Source organism: Mycobacterium sp. IDUB_9, from assembly GCF_055419505.1.
Genome location: NZ_JBVAXU010000005.1, coordinates 144956 through 163269 on the forward strand (window position 1 = coordinate 144956; position 18314 = coordinate 163269).

General features: G+C 67.8%; 17 protein-coding genes and 1 pseudogene. 13 read left to right on the plus strand and 5 right to left on the minus strand.

Translation table 11 applies throughout. From position 1 onward, the window contains the following. Positions 1 to 5 precede the first annotated feature (5 nt). Positions 6 to 617 (minus strand): aa3-type cytochrome oxidase subunit III, encoded by a 612-nt coding sequence (gene ctaE, locus ACZY08_RS21885; RefSeq protein ID WP_082940089.1) that lies wholly within the window; start codon positions 615 to 617, stop codon positions 6 to 8. Positions 618 to 822: 205 nt separating this feature from the next. Between ctaE and trpD the strand changes: the two genes are divergently transcribed. Then, complete coding sequence (gene trpD, locus ACZY08_RS21890; RefSeq protein WP_463746914.1) at positions 823 to 1848, plus strand: anthranilate phosphoribosyltransferase; 1026 nt, start codon at positions 823 to 825, stop codon at positions 1846 to 1848. Here the strand turns inward: trpD and ACZY08_RS21895 are convergent. Continuing rightward, positions 1786 to 3600 (minus strand): annotated as a pseudogene (locus ACZY08_RS21895) (DEDD exonuclease domain-containing protein); the annotation flags it as partial. The gene trpD and the pseudogene ACZY08_RS21895 overlap by 63 nt on opposite strands. Positions 3601 to 3782: 182 nt before the next feature. Between ACZY08_RS21895 and ACZY08_RS21900 the strand changes: the two are divergent. The 4 genes from ACZY08_RS21900 (at position 3783) to pimB (ending at position 7380) form a co-directional block, all read left to right on the plus strand. Further along, positions 3783 to 4049: a hypothetical protein gene (locus tag ACZY08_RS21900; protein ID WP_463746724.1), complete on the plus strand. Its 267-nt coding sequence runs from the start codon at positions 3783 to 3785 to the stop codon at positions 4047 to 4049. 152 nt (positions 4050 to 4201) lie between these two features. Continuing rightward, positions 4202 to 5338 carry a peptidoglycan hydrolase RipC gene (ripC, locus tag ACZY08_RS21905; protein WP_463746725.1) on the plus strand — a complete coding sequence of 379 codons (1137 nt, stop codon included), beginning with the start codon at positions 4202 to 4204 and terminating at the stop codon, positions 5336 to 5338. A 137-nt stretch (positions 5339 to 5475) separates the two neighbouring features. Further along, a complete protein-coding gene (locus tag ACZY08_RS21910) occupies positions 5476 to 6198 on the plus strand; it encodes a peptidase (protein WP_463746915.1) in 723 nt (240 codons plus the stop codon). Between the two features lie 39 nt (positions 6199 to 6237). Then, positions 6238 to 7380, plus strand: coding sequence for a GDP-mannose-dependent alpha-(1-6)-phosphatidylinositol monomannoside mannosyltransferase (gene pimB, locus ACZY08_RS21915; protein ID WP_463746916.1), 1143 nt, complete (start codon positions 6238 to 6240; stop codon positions 7378 to 7380). A 31-nt stretch (positions 7381 to 7411) separates the two neighbouring features. On the opposite strand, the gene ACZY08_RS21920 is transcribed toward pimB, so the two are convergent. Continuing rightward, entirely contained in the window at positions 7412 to 9208 is a 1797-nt protein-coding gene (locus tag ACZY08_RS21920) for an AMP-dependent synthetase/ligase (RefSeq protein ID WP_463746917.1), read from the minus strand. A 106-nt stretch (positions 9209 to 9314) separates the two neighbouring features. On the opposite strand from ACZY08_RS21920, the gene ACZY08_RS21925 reads away from it, so the two are divergent. The 5 genes from ACZY08_RS21925 (at position 9315) to ACZY08_RS21945 (ending at position 12804) form a co-directional block, all read left to right on the plus strand. Beyond that, on the plus strand, positions 9315 to 9704 hold the full coding sequence (locus ACZY08_RS21925) for a polyketide cyclase / dehydrase and lipid transport (protein WP_463746726.1): 390 nt from the start codon (positions 9315 to 9317) through the stop codon (positions 9702 to 9704). A gap of 119 nt (positions 9705 to 9823) precedes the next feature. Continuing rightward, complete coding sequence (locus ACZY08_RS21930) at positions 9824 to 10258, plus strand: SRPBCC family protein (RefSeq protein ID WP_463746727.1); 435 nt, start codon at positions 9824 to 9826, stop codon at positions 10256 to 10258. Further along, positions 10259 to 11533 carry an ArsA family ATPase gene (locus ACZY08_RS21935; protein WP_463746728.1) on the plus strand — a complete coding sequence of 425 codons (1275 nt, stop codon included), beginning with the start codon at positions 10259 to 10261 and terminating at the stop codon, positions 11531 to 11533. Beyond that, on the plus strand, positions 11530 to 11952 hold the full coding sequence (locus ACZY08_RS21940; protein WP_463746729.1) for a hypothetical protein: 423 nt from the start codon (positions 11530 to 11532) through the stop codon (positions 11950 to 11952). Before ACZY08_RS21935 ends, ACZY08_RS21940 begins: the two co-directional genes overlap by 4 nt. Positions 11953 to 12060: 108 nt before the next feature. After that, positions 12061 to 12804: a lysophospholipid acyltransferase family protein gene (locus ACZY08_RS21945; protein WP_463746730.1), complete on the plus strand. Its 744-nt coding sequence runs from the start codon at positions 12061 to 12063 to the stop codon at positions 12802 to 12804. A gap of 8 nt (positions 12805 to 12812) precedes the next feature. Here the strand turns inward: ACZY08_RS21945 and ACZY08_RS21950 are convergent, their stop codons facing one another. Then, positions 12813 to 14126: a glycosyltransferase 87 family protein gene (locus ACZY08_RS21950; protein ID WP_463746731.1), complete on the minus strand. Its 1314-nt coding sequence runs from the start codon at positions 14124 to 14126 to the stop codon at positions 12813 to 12815. 83 nt (positions 14127 to 14209) lie between these two features. Here ACZY08_RS21950 and ACZY08_RS21955 point away from each other — a divergent pair, with 83 nt between their 5' ends. Genes ACZY08_RS21955 through ACZY08_RS21965 form a run of 3 tightly spaced genes read left to right on the plus strand, consistent with a single transcriptional unit; the run spans position 14210 to position 17040 of the window. Next, a complete protein-coding gene (locus ACZY08_RS21955) occupies positions 14210 to 15091 on the plus strand; it encodes a hypothetical protein (RefSeq protein ID WP_463746732.1) in 882 nt (293 codons plus the stop codon). After that, positions 15091 to 15609 carry a polyadenylate-specific 3'-exoribonuclease AS gene (locus ACZY08_RS21960; protein ID WP_463746733.1) on the plus strand — a complete coding sequence of 173 codons (519 nt, stop codon included), beginning with the start codon at positions 15091 to 15093 and terminating at the stop codon, positions 15607 to 15609. The genes ACZY08_RS21955 and ACZY08_RS21960 overlap by 1 nt, the downstream gene beginning before the upstream one ends. A gap of 33 nt (positions 15610 to 15642) precedes the next feature. Further along, entirely contained in the window at positions 15643 to 17040 is a 1398-nt protein-coding gene (locus ACZY08_RS21965) for a class II 3-deoxy-7-phosphoheptulonate synthase (protein WP_463746734.1), read from the plus strand. On the opposite strand, the gene ACZY08_RS21970 is transcribed toward ACZY08_RS21965, so the two are convergent. Next, positions 17041 to 18312 (minus strand): protein kinase domain-containing protein, encoded by a 1272-nt coding sequence (locus ACZY08_RS21970; RefSeq protein ID WP_463746735.1) that lies wholly within the window; start codon positions 18310 to 18312, stop codon positions 17041 to 17043. Positions 18313 to 18314: the final 2 nt, after the last annotated feature.

Below are 18314 nucleotides of genomic sequence, written 5' to 3' on the forward strand. Positions count from 1 at the left end.
GCCGATCAGCGGACGAAGTAGATGGTGGCGAACAGCGCAATCCAGACGATGTCGACGAAGTGCCAGTAGTACGAGACGACGATCGCCGCGGTGGCCTGTGCGGGCGTGAATTTACTCATCTTCGTGCGGGCCAGCAGCAAGATGAACGCAACCAGTCCGCCGATGACGTGGAGGCCGTGGAAACCGGTCGCGAGATAGAAGACCGATCCGTAGGCACTGCCCGGGATGGTGGTGCCGTGCTCGACCAGGTGGATGTACTCGTATCCCTGGCCCAGTACGAAGAACAGGCCCATCAGGAACGTGATCACATACCACCGGCGCAGCCCGAACACGTCGCCGCGCTCGGCGGCGAACACGCCCATCTGGCAGGTGAAGGATGACGCGATCAGAACCAGCGTCACCGGAACGGCAAGGGCCAAATTGAGTTCGGTCGGCTCGGGCGGCCAGTTGCCACCGGCTTGAGCGCGCGCCGTGAAGTACATCGCGAAGAGCCCAGCAAAGAACATGAGTTCACTGGAAAGCCACACGATGGTGCCGACACTGACCATATTCGGTCTGTTCAGCGAATGAACGCGCGACGTTATTGCCGTTCCCGAGGTACCTACAGCGCTCGTCACATCCGCAAGTATGACGCTTTGTAGTTGTCGAACTCCACCCGGGTCGAGCAATTCATCTCAAACGTGTCGCCTTCGTGCTGGCCGGGCCGGGGGGCGCGCACCCGCGCAGCGATAGCATTCGGCGGTGGCTCCTGCATCTTCGTCTCAGTTCCAGCCGGCGGCACCGTCGTCCCCACGTTCCCCGGCGGCGCCGTCCTGGCCGCTCATTCTCGGGCGCCTGACCACTGAGCAGAGCCTGCCCAACGGCTACGCGGGATGGGCCATGGACCAGATCATGACCGGTGTCGCGACCCCGGCGCAGATCGCCGGCTTCGCCGTCGCGATGAAAATGAAGCGACCCACCTCGGCGGAGGTCGGGGAGTTGGCCGACATCATGCTGTCGCACGCACGTCGGGTGCCGACGGATCAGATCGGTCACGAGACCGTCGACATCGTCGGCACCGGCGGCGACGGGGCCAACACGGTCAACTTGTCGACCATGGCGGCCATCGTGGTGGCGGCCTGCGGCGTTCCGGTGATCAAACACGGCAACCGGGCGGCATCCTCACTGTCGGGTGGTGCCGACACCCTGGAGGCTCTCGGGGTGCGGATCGACCTCGGCCCGGACGAGGTGGCGCGCAGTGTCGCCCAGGTCGGCATCGGGTTCGCCTTCGCCCCGCAGTTCCACCCGTCGTATCGGCACGCGTCGGTGGTGCGCCGGGAGATCGGCGTTCCCACGGTCTTCAATCTGCTCGGACCCCTCACCAATCCGGCCGCGCCGCGGGCCGGATTGATCGGCTGCGCATTCGACGACCTGGCCGAGGTGATGGCCGGGGTGTACGCAGCCCGTGGTTCCAGCGTGCTGGTGGTGCACGGCGACGACGGTCTCGACGAGCTCACCACCACGACCACCAGCACCATCTGGCGCGTACAGGCCGGAACGGTGGACCGGCTGAAGTTCGACCCCGCGGCGTTCGGCTTCAAGCGCGCCGATATCAGTGAGTTGGTCGGCGGTGACGCCACGGCCAACGCCGCCGAGGCGCGGGCCGTGCTGGGCGGGGCCAAGGGGCCGGTGCGTGACGCTGTGGTGCTCAACGCAGCAGGAGCCATGGTCGCCCATGCCGGGCTAGCCAGCGACGCCAAGTGGGTGCCGGCGTGGGAGTCCGGTCTGGCGCGGGCTGTCGAGGCGATCGACTCGGGTGCGGCCGAACAACTGCTCGCGCGTTGGGTGCGGTTCAGCCTGCAGTTCTGAGTTCTGCTGCTGTGCCGCGGCCAGCCGTGCCGAGCGGGCCGCGGCCGCCCACTCCGCGTAGCGGCCCGCCGCACCGATCGGCGTCGCGTAGCCGCTGTCGGTCCGCACGATGCGGACCCCGGGCGCGGCCAGCCACCGAGCGATGAGCGCGGTCTCCTCCACCAGCGCGCCGCCCAAAGGCGTTGCGGTGGGCAGGATCACCTGCGCCGCCGCGCAGATCGCGTCGACCACCGGCATCGGCGGAACCCCGCGCCCGGCGGTCCCCGCCCCGGCCAGTTGGCCGTGGCGGATCACCGCGAAATGCCAACCACCGTTGCCGTCGGCGCGGGCGGCCACGAGTTCGGGGAGATCGGTCAGGGCGCGCAGCCGCTGCCCCCGCCACAGCGCCTCGATGGCCACCGCGGCGTGGTCGCGCAACCGGGCCGCGGTCTCATACCGCCGGGCTGCCGCCACCTCACCGATATGGGTCAGGGTGGCCGCCAGCGCACTGTGGTCGGTGCCTTCGATCAGTGCTGTGGCACGTTGTACCGAGGCCGCGTACTGCGCGGCCCCGACGTCCTGCGGGGCCGGGCACGGGGACAGTTCGACCTCGGGACAGCGGTGGCTGGCTGCCGTGCCGAAGCGGGCCGTGCAGGTGCGTACCCCGGTGAACCTCGCCAGCAGCGCTGCCGACTGCACAGCGTCGGACCGGGCCGAGAACGGTCCGAAAGCGGTGCGGTGCCCAGGGTTTCGCACCGCCGACAATCTCGGGAAGGCCTCGTCGGTGAGGGCCACCCACCACCAGCGCTGCGGGTACTTGGAGCGCCGGTTGTACGGCGGCGCGTGGGCCGCGAGCAGTCGCAGCTCGCGGACACCGGCCTCCAGCTCGTGGGCGCATTCGACATGGTCGACGACGCACGCCAGTGAGGCCATCTCTTTCATGCGGGCCCGGGGGTCGGCGCCGGTGAAGTACTGCCGGACCCGGCGTCGCAAGTCGACCGCGGTGCCCACGTAGAGCACCTCGTCGGACGGGCCGCGAAACAGATAGACGCCGGGGCGGTTGGGCAGCCGGTCGGCCAGTGAGCGGTTGCGGCGCTGGGCCGGGGTGACGTCGGGCAGATAGTTCTTCAGGTCGGCGAAGGTGTGGATGCCCTGGTTGCCGACCCGCTCGATCAGCCCGTGCAGGACGTCGACGGTGGCGCGGGCGTCGTCGAGGGCGCGGTGGGTGGGTGTCGTAGACGCACCGAACAACCGCGCCAGGGCCGACAGTTTCACGCTGGGTGCCTCGTCGCGGGTGAGGACGCGGCGGGCGAGTTTCACCGTGCACAGCACCGGGGGGCGTGGCCAGCCGAGCTCCGCCCGTTGGGCCGCGGCGCGCAGGAACCCGATGTCGAACCCGGCGTTGTGGGCGACCAGCACCGCGCCCCGGGAAAATTCCAGGAACGCGGGAAGCACCGATTCGATGCGCGGTGCATCGCGCACCATCGCGGTGGTGATCCCGGTGAGTTCGACGATCTGCGGTGGAATGGCACGGCCGGGATCGACGAGGGTGGCCAGCTCGCCGAGCACCTGGCCGCCGCGAATCTTGACCGCGCCGATCTCGGTGATGGCGTCGTAGCCGTCGCCCGGCGCCTTCGCGGTGGCCCGACCCCCGGTGGTCTCCAGATCGACCACCACGAAGGTCGTGTCGGCCAGTGACACGGCATCGAAGCCGGAGCCGGGATCGAATTGCAGGGCCAGCTGCTCTGCGTCGGCGGTGTTGCGCTGGCCCATGGGGATGACGGTAGGTACCGGCACCGACAACCTCGGGTCGCCACGCCCGGGCTCGTCGGGCCTTGTCGGGTGTTCGCTCCAATCCGCTGCGCTCCTTGTCGGGCCCTCGCTCCAATCCGCTGCGCTCCTTGTCGGTACGCGGCGATACGGTGCGCGCAATACCGATCGAGAGGACGGTCAAGATGAGCGGAGTGCGGCAGGACAACTGGTCCTGGGCCGACGAGCCTTGCCCCGACGAGCCGGACACCGGCAGCGTGACCATCGACTGCGACGATTGCGCGGTACAGGGGCCCGGATGCCAGGACTGCGTCGTCAGTGTTCTGCTGGGGGTTCCGGAAACTTTGCTAGATGACGAGCGTCATGCGCTGGAAGTGCTCGCTGACGTGGGCCTTGCGCCGCGGCTGCGGCTCGTTCCGATTCACCGGAACGGCAGATCTGGAGTCGCCTGACGACACGCAGCGCTTCGTCCACAGGAAAATATCCAGGGTTGGCTGTTAAATTTGCACCTTCTGTTGGACAAGCCCGATGCCGTTTCGTAACCTATCTGAGACCTAAGAGCAGTTCGAGGCGGCTCGCCATCGCCAGTTGTGAGGACGAAAACTTGAGGCACGACCGCGCGCACCGGCCCACAAGTCGTGTCAAGCGACCCATCGCAGGTGTGATAGCGGGCTTGATCTTGATACCCGGATTCCTCGCAGGGAGTTCGCAGGCCGATCCCGCCGACGATGCCATGGCAAAGCTCAATGAGCTGTCCCGTCAGGCTGAGCAGACCACCGAGGCCATGCACTCAGCCCAGCTCGACCTGAACAAAAAGGTTGCGGCACAAGAGGCTGCCGAGAAGAAGCACACCGACGACAGCTCGGCGGTCGAAGAGGCCAAGTCGGAGCTGGCAACCTTTCAAACTTCGGTCAACAAGGTAGCTGCAGCCCAGTACATGGGGGGGCGCACCTCCGGAGTGGACGCCATCCTGACCGCCGGCTCGCCGCAGCAGCTGATCGAGCAGCTCGCCGTGCAGCGGGTGATGGCGACCGAGATGTCGGCGCAGATGAAGAACTTCCGTTCGGTGGGCGAGAAGGCCGCAGTGATCGAGCGGGAGTCGGCCACATCGGCCGCCGAAGCCAAGACCGCCGCCGAGCAGGCCGCCGCCGTACGCGCCGACCTGCAATCCAAGCAAAGTCAGCTGCAGGTGCAGATCGCCATCGTCAAATCGCAGTACCAGGCGCTGAGCCCGGCTCAGCGTGAAGCGATGACGGCCCTGCCGCCGGCTCCGCCGGTGCCTGCGCCCGAGGCGTTGCCGCCGGCGCAGGATCCTGCCGTGTTGGCTGACCCGCCGAACGGCATCCCGCCTGGTGACGTCGCCCCGCCGGAAGGCGCCCTCCCGGGTGGAGGCGACGCGCATTCCGGCACCGTCATCCAGGCGGCGTTGAGCCGCATCGGCTCGCCTTACTCCTGGGGTGCAGCCGGTCCCAGCTCGTTCGACTGTTCGGGTCTGGTGATGTGGGCGTTCCAGCACGCCGGAATCTCGCTGCCACATTCCAGCCAGGCCATGGCCCGCGGTGGCCAGCCGGTGTCGTCTGACTCGATGCAGCCCGGTGACGTGGTGACTTATTACTCCGATGCCTCCCATGTGGGCATCTACATCGGCGACGGGATGATGGTGCACGCGTCGACGTACGGCACCCCGGTGCGGGTCGCCCCGGTCAACAATGCGCCGATCTATAACGTCCGCCGGTACTGAGGGCACTGAGAAATCCCGATAGCGGCGTCGCCCTGAGCGTCCGCAGGCGTCTGCTGGTCGCGCTGTTGCTGGTGGAGTTGGCACTGGCAGCGGCGCTGTTGTGGAAATCTGCACCGACCCCATCGCCGGACTCGGCGGTGCCGTCGGACGTCACCACCGTGCCCGGTACCCCAGCACCCGACCCGGTCACCGTGGCGGTGCTGCCCGACGGGCGCACCGCCCTGCTGCTCGCCCTCGGCGGCTCGCAGTCCCCGGCCCTGCTTCAACGGCTTGGCGCCGAACTTCCCGACGCAGCCGCTGCGGTCACGGCGTTCTGGGGTCCGGACTGGCCGCGCGACATCGAGATCGCGGTCGCAGGCTCCGATCAGCAGTTCCGGGTGCTGGCCGGCGGAGCCGCCGATATCGCGGCGACCACTACGGCCCAGAGGATCATGTTCGCCCCCGGCGCCGCCGGCATGACCCCGGCCGCGTTACGAATTGTGTTGCGCCATGAGCTGTTTCATTACGCGGCCCGGTCGCGCACCGCGGCCGATGCGCCGCGCTGGCTCACCGAGGGAGTGGCTGACTACGTCGGCCGACCACCTGCCGCGCCACCCGGTCCGGCACAGGCGGCGGCACTGGCCCAGCTGCCCACCGATGCCGATCTCGACACACCCGGCGTGGCCCGCAGCCTGGCATACGACCGGGCGTGGTGGTTCAGTCGCTACGTCGCCGACGCCTACGGGGTTCCGAAGCTGCGTGAGCTGTATCAGCGTGCATGTGGACCCGATCATCCGGATGTGGCCACCGCGGTGCGAGAAGCGCTGGGCGCCGACCTCGACGACGTGGTTGCCGGTTGGCGTCGCTGGCTGACCGGATAACCTGTCGCCGATGGGGAGCACATGGCAGGGGATAGCGCGATGACGCGGGTTTTGTTGGTCACCAACGACTTTCCACCGCGGCGCGGCGGTATCCAGTCCTACCTGGAGGCGTTCGTCGGCGAGTTGATGCGCGACGGCTCACACCAGCTCACGGTGTACGCACCCAAGTGGAAGGGCAGCCCGGACTTCGATGGCCGGGCCGCCGCGGCCGGATACCAGGTGGTGCGGCACCCGACCACGCTGATGGTGCCCGAGCCGATGGTTGCGAACCGCATGCAGCGGCTGATCGCCGACAACGACATCGAGACGGTGTGGTTCGGGGCGGCCGCTCCGCTGGCACTGCTGGGGCCGCTGGCCCGGCGGGCCGGAGCCAGGCGGGTGGTGGCCAGTACCCATGGCCACGAGGTCGGCTGGTCGATGTTGCCGGTGGCGCGCGGCGCACTGCGCCGCATCGGAGACGACGCCGACGTCGTGACGTTCGTCAGCGACTACACCCGCGGCAGGTTCGCGTCGGCGTTCGGTCCCCGCGCGGCGCTGGAACGTCTGTCGCCCGGCGTCGACACCGACCGCTTCGTACCCGACCCGGTGGCCCGCGCCGAATTGCGTGCCCGCTACGGGCTGGGGCAGCGCCCGGTGGTCGTGTGCCTGTCCCGCCTGGTGCCGCGTAAGGGCCAGGACATGCTCATCCGTGCCTGGCCCACCATCCGGCGCCGCGTTCCCGACGCAGCGTTGGTCATCGTCGGCGGCGGACCGTATCTGCAGAGCCTGCAACAGCTCGCGCACACCCACGATGTGGCCGCCGACATCATCTTCACCGGTGCTGTGCCCGGCTCCGAACTGCCCGCGCACCATGCGATGGCCGACGTGTTCGCCATGCCGTGCCGGACCCGCGGGGCGGGCCTGGACGTCGAAGGGCTCGGCATCGTGTATCTGGAGGCCTCGGCGTGCGGTGTGCCGGTGATCGCCGGAACCTCTGGCGGGGCACCGGAAACCGTTCTGGACGGCCAGACCGGCACCGTCGTGGACGGCAATGATGTCGGAGTCGTCGCGTCCGCCATTTCCGATCTACTGGCAGATCCGGGACGCGCCGCCGCGATGGGAGCGGCCGGGCGGCACTGGGCCGTCGACAACTGGCAGTGGCGCTCCCAGGGCGCCAAGCTGACCGCGCTGCTGTCGGGCTGATCCTCGGATCAGCCCGACGATCGGGCCTAGATCAGCCGTAGAGCGCGGCGATGTCGGCGGCGAACTTCTCGGCCACGACCTTGCGCTTGACCTTGAGGGTCGGGGTCAGCTCGCCGGTGTCCTCGGTGAAATCGACCGGCAGGATCCGGAACTTGCGGATCGACTCGGCATGGGACACCGCCTGATTGGCGTCCTTGACCGCCAGGTCGATCTCGGCCAGCAGGTCCGGGTCCTCGGCGAGATCGCCGACCGAGGCGTCGCCGTCCTTACTGTTGCGCTGCTTCCACCCGGGGAACGCCTCCGGGTCGATGGTGATGAGTGCGGCGATGAACGGCTGCTGATCACCGACGGCCATGGCCTGACTGATCAACGGGTGGGCCCGCAGCCGGTCCTCCAACAGGGCCGGTGCGACGTTCTTGCCGCCGGCGGTGACGATGATCTCCTTCTTGCGCCCGACGATGGTGAGGAAACCGTCGTCGTCGATGGCGCCGAGGTCGCCGGTGTGGAACCACCCGTCGGTGAACACCGCATTGGTCTCGGCCTCGTTGCCCCAATAGCCGCTGAACACCACGCCGCCCTTGACCAGCAGCTCGCCGTCTTCGGCGATGCGCATGCTGTTGCCGGGCATCAGCTTGCCGACCGAGCCGACCTTGAGGTCGTTGACCCGGTTGACGGTGATCGCCGCGCTGGTCTCGGTCAGCCCGTAGCCCTCGTAGATGCTCAGTCCCACACCACGATAGAAGTGGCCCAGCCGCGCGCCGAGCGGTGCGCCGCCGGAGATCGCGGCGCGGCATTCGCCACCGAGGGCGGCGCGCAGCTTGCCGTAGACCAGCTTGTCGAACAATGCGTGCTTGACCCGCAGAAGCAGGCCTGGACCACCGGTGTCCTGGGCTTTACTCCACTCGATCGCAGTGTCGGCGGCGATCGAGAAGATCTTGCCCTTGCCGTCGTTGCGGGCGTTCTGCTCGGCGGTGTTGTAGACCTTCTCGAACACCCGGGGCACCGAGACCACCAGGGTCGGTTTGAACACACCGAAAGTCGGCACGAGGTTCTTGATGTCGCTGGTGAAGCCGAGGGTGACCTTGTTGGCGAAGGCCGCGATGGTGATGGCCCGGGCCAGCACGTGGGCCAGCGGCAGGAACACCAGCATCCGCTCACCCTTGGCCAGCTCGGCGGGGAAGCAGGCCTTGGCTCCGTTGATCTCGTACAGCAGGTTCGAGTGGGTCAGCTGGCAGCCCTTGGGCTGGCCGGTGGTTCCCGAGGTATAGATCAGGGTGGCCGGGTCGGCCGAGCGAATTCCGGCCAGGCGCTTGTCGAGCTCGGCGGCGTCGACGGATTTACCGGCCTCGGCCGTGGCCTCCAGGGCAGGCGTGCCGGTGCCGTCGATCTGCAACACCTTGCGCAGTTCGGGCAGCTGGCCGCGGAGCTGTTCCACGGTCTCGGCGTGCGCGTCGGACTCGGCGAAGATGATCTTGGCCGCGGAGTTGTCGAGGACGAACCGGACCTGCTCGGCCGACGAGGTCTCGTAGATCGGCACCGTCACTGCGCCGACCGACAGGATCGCGAAGTCGATGATCGGCCACTCGTAGCGAGTGGCCGACAGGATCGCCACCCGATCGCCGGGCTGGATGCCCTCGGCGATCAGGCCGAGGGCGACCGAACGAATCTGGTCGGCCGCTTCGGCACAGGTCACATCGGTCCAGGTGCCGTTGACCAGGCGCCGGAAGATTACGTGGTCGGGGCTGTCGGCCGCGTGCGCGGATACCGAGCTGACGATGTTGTCGTGCTCGCCGACGGCAAACGACGCGGGGACGCTGTACTCCCGCATTGACTCACGCACTATCTTGCCCTCCAGGCTTGTGATACCGGCTTTGCGGGTCAGCCTAGTCGGCCGCGGTAGGCAGGTGATCGCGCATGTGTGAAGCTAGTCCGCGATGAACAGCATTCAGATCGCCGACGAGACGTTCGTCTGCGCCGATCCGGTCGCCGTGGGCGCCGCGGTTGCCGACCCCGCCGGCTGGCGGCGGTGGTGGCCCGACCTGGTGCTCAAGGTCGTCGAGGATCGTGCCGAAAAGGGCCACCGCTGGAATGTGACCGGTGCGTTGACCGGCACCATGGAGGTCTGGCTGGAGGAGGTGATGGACGGCGTGGTGCTGCATTACTTCCTGCACGCCGAACCGTCCGGCGCCACGGCAAAGGACTTGGCCGGCATGGATCTGGCGAAGGTGAACCACCAACGCCGCGTGGCGGGCAAGACGATGGCTTTCGGGATCAAGCAGCGGTTGGAGGCGGCACGCCCGGTCGGGGTGTCCCGCCTGGCCTGAGATCTGGCGCGTTTGAGCGGGTCTATCTGCGGGAGGGTAGATTTCTCGGCGAGAGCCAGGCGCCCCCGCGGGGTGGGGGAGAATAGGCATCCCTGCGGGGCGGGGAGAAGGGTGTGGCGGTGGCCGACAAGACGACACAGACCATCTACATCGACGCTGATCCGGTGACGGTGATGGACGTCATCGCCGATATCGGCTCCTACCCGGAGTGGGTGGCCGAATACAAGGAGGCCGAGGTCCTCGAGACCGACGCTCAGGGCAATCCCCAGACCGCCAGGCTGGTGCTCGATGCCGCGGTACTCAAGGACACCATGGTGCTGGCCTACGTGTGGCCCGCCGACCGCACGTCCGTGACCTGGTCGCTGGTATCCAGTTCGTTGCTGCGATCTCTTCAGGGGGCATATCGCTTGGCGCCCAAGGGCTCCGGCACCGAGGTGACCTATGAACTCTCGGTAGATCTGGTCATCCCGATGATCGGCCTGCTCAAGCGCAAGGCCGAGCGGCGGCTCACCGACACCGCGCTCAAAGATCTAAAGAAACGAGCAGAGGGCTGAGTGACTTCGCCGGATGGGAGCGCACGGACCCCCGCCAGAATCAGCCTGTTCGTCGGCAAGGGCGGGGTAGGTAAGTCGACGCTCGCGACCGCCACCGCGGTCCGTGATGCCGCGTCCGGGCAGCGGGTTCTGATCGTGTCCACCGATCAGGCGCATTCCACCGGAGACGTCCTCGGGATCGCGCTCGCCCCCACGGGACAGCGGGCCCCCACCCGCGTGCTCAGCGATCTGGAAACCGGCCTGACCGATGCAGGTGGCGTCCTGGACGCACTGGCTCTCGACACACTGGCGCTGCTGGGTGCGCGCTGGGTGGAGACGGCCGGTCCGCTGGCAGCCCGGTTCCCCGAGTCCGATCTGGGGGACGTTGCCCCTGAAGAACTTTCGGCACTTCCTGGAATCCAGGAAGTCCTCGGGCTGCACGAGGTGGGTGAGCTCGCCGATTCCGGGCGCTGGGATCACGTGGTGGTGGACTGCGCCTCGACTGCGGATGCGCTGCGGATGCTGACGTTGCCTGAGACCTTCGGCCTCTATCTGGAGCGGGCCTGGCCCCGGCACCGCCGACTGTCGGGTTCGCCCGATGCGGTGAGTGCGGCCATCGTCGCCCTGATCGAACGCGTCGACGCCGGTATCCGCCGGCTCGGCACCCTGCTCACCGACGGCTCACGGGTGAGCGCATATCTGGTGCTCACCCCCGAGCGGGTGGTGGCCGCAGAGGCCTCGCGAACCTTGGGATCGCTTGCCCTGATGGGCGTCGAGGTGGCCGAGATAATCGTCAATCAGATTCTGGTGCAAGATGATTCGTTCGAGTACCAGAACCTGCCGGCGCATCCCGCGTTCGACTGGTACACCGAGCGGATCGCCGAGCAGCAGACCGTGCTCGACGAACTCGACACCACGATCGGTGACGTGCAGCTGGTGCTGGTTCCACACGTGCCCGGCGAGCCGATCGGTCCCAAGGCGCTGGGGGAGCTGATCGACAGTGCTCGGCGGCGCGACGGATCGCCGCCGCCCGGACCACTGCGACCCATCGTCGACCGTGAGTCGGGGTCTGGACTCGAAGCGGTGTACCGGTTGCGGTTAGAGTTGCCGCAGATCGATTCGGCCGGCCTCACGCTGGGCCGCGTCGATGACGACTTGATCATCGGAGTCGCAGGCATGCGTCGCCGTGTGCGGTTGGCCTCCGTCCTGCGTCGGTGCATCGTGACGGATGCCCAATTGCGAGGTGGCGAGCTGACTGTTCGCTTTCGTCCGAACCCGGAGGTGTGGCCGGCATGACGGGGTCTCATCCCGAGCTGGGTTCGGAGCTGCGGCAATTGGCGCAGGACATCCTGGACCGGCTGGATCCGGCGGTCCGGTTGGCGGCGGCCAACTTCGCGGCGTCGGCCGACAGCGAACCCGGCAAATGCCAGCAGGTGTGGTGCCCGGTGTGTGCGCTGGCGGCGGTGGCCAACGGCGAGCAGCATCCGTTGCTGTCGGTCATCGCCGAGCACAGCGTGGCCTTGCTGACGGTGATCCGCGCGGTCCTCGATGAGGGAGCCGACGGGTCCGGCAGTGGCGGCGGTACCGGTCCGGGTGGAGATAGCCCGGGCCCCGACGGTGGTCCGGACGGGCCTCCGCCCGCCGATTACCCGCCCCCGCCGCCTCCCGGCCGCTACCAGCACATCCCGGTCACCGTGGAGGGCCCAGCAGACTGAGACACCGCTGAGACTCAGCAGGCATCCAGGGCTTGATGTGGTAGCCACAACATGGCCTGGGTACAGTTGTCGCAGAGCGTTGCGCGGTGCGCCCGAGGTGGAGGGTCCATGTGGTATTGGCTGTTCAAGTACATCCTGTTGGGCCCAATGCTGGCCGTCCTCGGCCGGCCGAAAATCACTGGGCTGGAACATGTCCCGAGTGACGGCCCGGCCATCCTGGCCAGTAACCACCTGGCGGTGATGGACAGCTTCTACCTGCCGCTGGTGGTCAACCGCCGCATCACGTTCCTGGCCAAGCAGGAGTACTTCACCGGCACCGGGATCAAGGGCCGCATCCTGGCCTGGTTCTACACGGTGGCCGGTCAAGTGCCGATCGACCGCACCGATGCGGACTCGGCGCAGGCGGCTCTGGTGACCGCCACGCGGATTCTCGGCGAGGGCAAGCTGCTCGGGATGTACCCCGAGGGCACCCGTTCCCCCGATGGGCGCCTCTACAAGGGCAAGACCGGACTGGCCCGGTTGGCGCTGGAGACCGGCGTGCCGGTGATCCCGGTCGCCATGATCGGGACCGATGTCGTCAACCCCCCGGGGTCGAAAGGCCTGCGGTTCGGCCGGGTCGAGGTCAGGTTCGGCAAGCCGATGGACTTCAGCCGGTTCGACGGCCTCGCCGGCAACCGCTTCATCGAGCGCGCGGTGATCGACGAGGTCATGTACGAGCTGATGGATCTGTCGGATCAGGAATACGTCGACATCTACGCTGCGACGCTCAAGGAGTCTGCGCAGCAGACCAACGGCCAGCCGGCCGAGGCAGACAAGCCCGCGTCCCGGTTACCGCACGCCGCAGCGGGTTAGGGGCTGGATCAGGCGGCTTCGCCGCCGCTGAGACGGACCAGCGGGGCGGCGGGCGCCGTGGTGGTCTGGCCCGTCCTCGAAGCGGGCACGAGCCCGATGACGGCGATGACCGCGAGCGCCCACCACAGGTAGGCGTCACCGGCCAGCTGACGCATCACCGATGCGGCGGTTTCGTGGTGCGGGGTCAACAACGCGATGGGCGTCCACACCATCAACGCGAGTCCGATGAGGGTCACCAGGGCCAGGGCGAGGGCAGGCAAAAGGTACTGGCGCATCCGGTAGGCGAGCACGCCGGTCACCAACAGGGTGGGCAGTGACCAGACCCAGTGGTGCGACCACGAAACCGGCGAGACCACCAGGCCGAACATCGCCACGCAGATCAGGGCTACCACCGGAGCCTCATCGGCGCCCGTGCGCAGGGCACGCCGGGAGGCCCAGACCGTCAGAGCCAACACCGCGAAGCAGGCGACGACCCACAATGCGAACCGCGGGCCCTCGGAAAGGCCGAGGCGGGCCAGAGTGCCTGCGATGTTCTGGTTGGTATTGAGCGTGGCCGTACCGATCCGGTCGGTGTTGCGCACCGTCTCGGTCCAGTACTCGATCGAGTCGGTCCAGGCCAGGACGAACCCGGCCAGTGTCGCTGCCACCGCGGCCACGGCGGTCCGCAGCAGTGCGTGGATATCGCGGCGCAACAGGAAGTACAGCAGGAACACCGCGGGGGTGAGCTTGAGCGCGATCGCCACACCCAACAGCACACCGCGCGGCCACGGCGTGCGGCGCGGAACGCAGTCGGCGACGACCAGCGTCATGAGCACGACGTTGATCTGCCCGAACTCGAAGTTCGACCGGATCGGCTCCAGCCAGATGACTGCTGGTGCCACGAGCGCAGTGGCCAGCCAGCAGCGCCGCAGCCAGGCGGGTTCGGAGGTGATCGTGGTGTCCGGCCAGACGTTCAGCCGGGTCAGCACGATCATCATGGAGACGATCAGCAGGATCAGCGTGGTGGCGGTGATCGCGACACTCGCCGCAGGCAACGAGAGCCAGGCGAACGGGGCGAACATGATCGCCGCGAGCGGCGGATAGGTGAAGGGGAGGTCCAGGCCGCCCTGGGTGTGGAAGATGGCGCCGTCGGCGTACAGCGGCTGGTTGTCCAGCCACGCGCGCCCGCCCATCCGGTACACGTCGATGTCGATGCGATAGGGCACGTGCCCCAGAAGCCTCCAGCCGACCAGGATCAACCCGGCAGCAGTGAGCAACTGAAAAAGCCGCCACCCGATCGTCGGTGCCCAACCAGCCCCGCCGGGCGACTGCCGCTTACTCATGTCCTCAACAGACTATCGGGGGCCACCCCCGGACGGCGCATCCGCACTCGCGACGCGCGCACGTCGGCGTAAGTTCTCTGTCCGTGCATGCGACCGTTCACCTCGATTTCCTCAGCCGCGATCGCCTGCCGTTGCTGTGCTGCCTGGTGGCGTTCATTCTCACGTTCTTCGTGACGCGTCTCGTGGTGCGTTACATCCGCCGGAACGCCGGCAGCGACCGGCCGCCGAGGTGGTGGCAGCCCCGCAACATGGGGCACGGATCCGTGCACATCCACCACATGGTGATCGGCGTCGTGCTGGTGATGGCCTCTGGCGTGACGATGGTGACGCTCGCGGTCAACGGCGGTGTAGCCGAGTTCACCGTGGCCGCGGTGTTCTTCGGCATCGGTGCGGCCCTGGTGCTGGACGAGTTCGCACTGATCCTGCATCTGTCGGACGTGTACTGGGCCGAGGACGGCCGCACCTCGGTGGATGCGGTGTTCGCCGCGGTCGCGGTGGCGGGGCTGTTGATCCTGGGTTTCAATCCGCTGTCATTCTTTGATATCGATATCTGGCGCGAGGACCAATCGCCGGCCGTGCGGGCATTCGTGGTCACGGTTGCGGTACTGACGCTGCTCCTGGCGGTGGTGGTGCTGCTCAAAGGCAAGGTGTGGACTGGATTGGTGGGCATGTTCATAACCCCGTTGTTGTTCGTCGGGGCGGTTCGGCTGTCGCGGCCGCATGCGCCGTGGGCGCGTTGGCGCTACACCGGCCATCCACGCAAGATGCACCGCGCGCTGGAGCGGGAGCGCTGGCTGCGCCGTCCCGTGGTGCAGGCCAAGCTGTGGTTGCAGGACGCGATCACCGGCATGCCGAAGTTCCCCGACGACGCCACCGTCGACGCGCAACTGGACCGTGAGATCCACGCCGCCCCCGCGCCGGCGTCCACCACGGACACCACGGAGCGGACCGGGCGGATCGGCTGATGCGCTACTTCTACGACACCGAGTTCATCGACGACGGTCGCACCATCGAGCTGATCTCGATCGGCGTCGCCGCAGAGGACGGCCGCGAGTACTACGCGATCTCGACGGAGTTCAACCCGGACCGGGCGGGCCGGTGGGTGCGCAAGCACGTGCTGCCCAAGCTGCCGTCCCCGGCGTCGAAGCTGTGGCGGTCACGGCGACAGATCCGGTCGGAGCTCGAGGATTTCTTCAACATCGACGGTGACGAGCCGATCGAGCTGTGGGCGTGGGTGGGCGCCTACGACCACGTGGTGCTGTGCCAGTTGTGGGGCCCCATGACCGATCTGCCTCCGGCGATGCCGCGGTTCACCCGCGAACTGCGCCAGTTCTGGGAGGACCGTGGATCACCGCGGATGCCCGCGAAACCGACCGATGCGCACGACGCGCTCGTCGACGCCCGGCACAATCTGAACCGGTTCCAGTTGATGACGGGGATCGGGCTCGCACCGGCGCGGGAATCGGGCACCACACAACCCTGAAAACGGCCATTCACCGGCGGCTACCATGAACGGGTGAACTGGACCGTCGACATCCCCATCGACCAGCTGCCACCACTGCCTCCGCTGACCGACGAGCTGCGTCAACGGCTCGATGCGGCGCTGGCCAAGCCGGCGGTGCAGCAGCCAAGCTGGGACCCGGACGCGGCGAAGGCCATGCGTACGGTGCTGGAGAGCGTGCCGCCGGTGACGGTGCCGTCGGAGATCGAGAAGCTCAAGGGTCTGCTGGCCGACGTCGCCCGTGGCGAGGCCTTCCTGCTGCAGGGCGGCGACTGCGCCGAGACTTTCGTCGACAACACCGAGCCGCACATCCGGGCCAACGTCCGCACACTGCTGCAGATGGCTGTGGTGCTGACCTACGGCGCCAGCATGCCGGTGGTCAAGGTGGCCCGCATCGCCGGTCAGTACGCCAAACCGCGGTCGGCCGATCTCGACGCGCTCGGCCTGAGGTCCTACCGCGGTGACATGATCAACGGCTTCGCTCCGGACGCCGCGGTGCGTGAGCACGACCCGTCCCGGTTGGTACGGGCCTATGCGAATGCCAGCGCCGCGATGAACCTGGTGCGCGCCCTGACGTCCTCCGGGTTGGCGTCGTTGCACCTGGTGCATGACTGGAACCGCGAGTTCGTCCGGACTTCGCCGGCCGGAGCTCGCTATGAGGCGTTGGCCGGGGAGATCGACCGGGGCCTGAAATTCATGTCCGCCTGCGGGGTGGCCGACCGCAATCTGCAGACTGCCGACATCTTCGCCAGCCACGAGGCTCTGGTGATCGATTACGAGCGTTCGATGTTGCGGCTTGCCGATCCCGCCGAGAATCCGGACGGGCCGCCCAAGCTCTACAACCAGTCGGCGCACTACCTGTGGATCGGTGAGCGCACGCGTCAGCTCGACGGTGCCCATGTGGCGCTGGCCGAGGTGATCGCCAACCCGATCGGGATCAAGCTGGGGCCGACCACGACGCCGGAGATGGCCGTCGAGTACGTGGAGCGGCTGGATCCCAACAATGAGCCCGGCCGGCTGACCCTGGTGACGCGGATGGGCAACAACAAGGTGCGTGATCTGCTGCCGGCGATCATCGAAAAGGTCCAGGCGACGGGCCACCAGGTGATCTGGCAGTGCGACCCGATGCACGGCAACACCCACGAGAGCTCGACCGGCTACAAGACCCGCCACTTCGACCGCATCGTCGACGAGGTGCAGGGGTTCTTCGAGGTGCACCACACGCTGGGTACGCACCCGGGCGGCATCCACGTCGAGATCACCGGAGAGAACGTCACCGAATGTCTCGGTGGGGCGCAGGACATCTCGGATTCGGATCTGGCCGGCCGCTACGAGACCGCGTGCGATCCGCGGCTCAACACCCAGCAGAGCCTGGAGTTGGCGTTCCTCGTCGCGGAGATGCTGCGCGGCTAGCTAGATCAGTGCGGCCACGTTGCTGCCCAGCGTCCACGCTGCGGCGGCGACCAGGCCGGTCAGGGTGAGGACCGCGACCACCCAGAACGCGAGCGCACGTCGGGCACGTTGGCGGGCCCAGTGGAACTCGCTCATTTCGATACCGGCGAATTGCCTTGCCCCGAATGAATATTCGTCCGCTTCGGGATCGGCGGGGATCGGCGCCCAGTCGTGCTGGTCGCGGGTGATCTCGCGGGTGGGCTGACGCGGTGCGGGAGCCGCCGGCGGCGGCACCGAGGGGGACGGTGGAGCGGCCGTCACGACTGTCGTCGTCTCGGCACGGCGACCGTCGGGCTCACCGAGGTCGTGCACACGGGTGGCGGCCAGGTGCTGCGCCGAATGCTGCGGTGCGGGCACGCGGAACGAGGGCAGGCCGAGTTCCTCGACGATCTCGGCCAGTTCGGCCCGCATGGCGTCGGCGTCGGCGAAGCGCTGTCCCGGATCGCGTGCGGTGGCGCGGCGCACGAGCTGGTCGAATTGCGTTGGCACCCCCGCGATTACCGCGCTCGGTGCGGGCACATCGTTATCCATGCGCTGATAGGCCACGGTGAGCGCCGAGTCTCCTGTGAACGGTGTGACGCCCGTCAGCAATTCGTAGGTGAGAATGCCGACGGCATACACATCGCTGCGTGGGTCGGCGTCGCCGGTGCTCACCTGCTCGGGGGACAGGTAGGCCGCGGTGCCCAGGATCACGCTCGTCGAGGTGATCTTGGCCTCGGCGACGGCGCGCACCAGGCCGAAGTCGGCGATCTTGACCTCCCCGTCGTCGGAGATCAGGACGTTCTCGGGCTTGACGTCGCGGTGCACGAGGCCGGCGCGGTGGGCCACCGCGAGCCCGCCGAGTACCGGTGCCAGCACCGCAGCGACCGCGTGTGGGGGCATCGGGCCGCGTTCGGCCAGCAGTTCACGGAGCGTGCCGCCCTCGATCAGCTCCATCACCAAGAAGGGGGGTTGGCCTCCGGCCCCGCCGCCGCCCTGGTCGTAAACCGCAACCAGTCCAGGGTCCTTCAACCGGGCCACAGCCTTGGCCTCGCGCCCGAACCTGGTCAAAAAGTGGCTGTCGCCGCTGTAGCGGGAGTCCATCACCTTGAGCGCCACCGGGCGGTCCAGGCGGACGTCGAGGCCGCGGTAGACCGTGGACATGCCGCCGGTGGCGATGGCGGTGTCCACGCGATAGCGCCCGTCGAGCATGGTGCCGACGAGTGGATCCGATTGCTGCTCCACCGGACACATGT

What these genes read in the sequence shown, in the direction of transcription:
- ACZY08_RS21900 (WP_463746724.1), top strand. Translation starts at nt 3,783, where the DNA reads ATGAGCGGAGTGCGGCAGGACAACTGGTCCTGGGCCGACGAGCCTTGC.
- pimB (WP_463746916.1), top strand. Translation starts at nt 6,238, where the DNA reads ATGACGCGGGTTTTGTTGGTCACCAACGACTTTCCACCGCGGCGCGGC.
- ACZY08_RS21920 (WP_463746917.1), bottom strand. Translation starts at nt 9,208, where the DNA reads ATGCGGGAGTACAGCGTCCCCGCGTCGTTTGCCGTCGGCGAGCACGAC.
- ACZY08_RS21925 (WP_463746726.1), top strand. Translation starts at nt 9,315, where the DNA reads ATGAACAGCATTCAGATCGCCGACGAGACGTTCGTCTGCGCCGATCCG.
- ACZY08_RS21940 (WP_463746729.1), top strand. Translation starts at nt 11,530, where the DNA reads ATGACGGGGTCTCATCCCGAGCTGGGTTCGGAGCTGCGGCAATTGGCG.
- ACZY08_RS21945 (WP_463746730.1), top strand. Translation starts at nt 12,061, where the DNA reads ATGTGGTATTGGCTGTTCAAGTACATCCTGTTGGGCCCAATGCTGGCC.
- ACZY08_RS21950 (WP_463746731.1), bottom strand. Translation starts at nt 14,126, where the DNA reads ATGAGTAAGCGGCAGTCGCCCGGCGGGGCTGGTTGGGCACCGACGATC.
- ACZY08_RS21960 (WP_463746733.1), top strand. Translation starts at nt 15,091, where the DNA reads ATGCGCTACTTCTACGACACCGAGTTCATCGACGACGGTCGCACCATC.
- ACZY08_RS21970 (WP_463746735.1), bottom strand. Translation starts at nt 18,312, where the DNA reads ATGTGTCCGGTGGAGCAGCAATCGGATCCACTCGTCGGCACCATGCTC.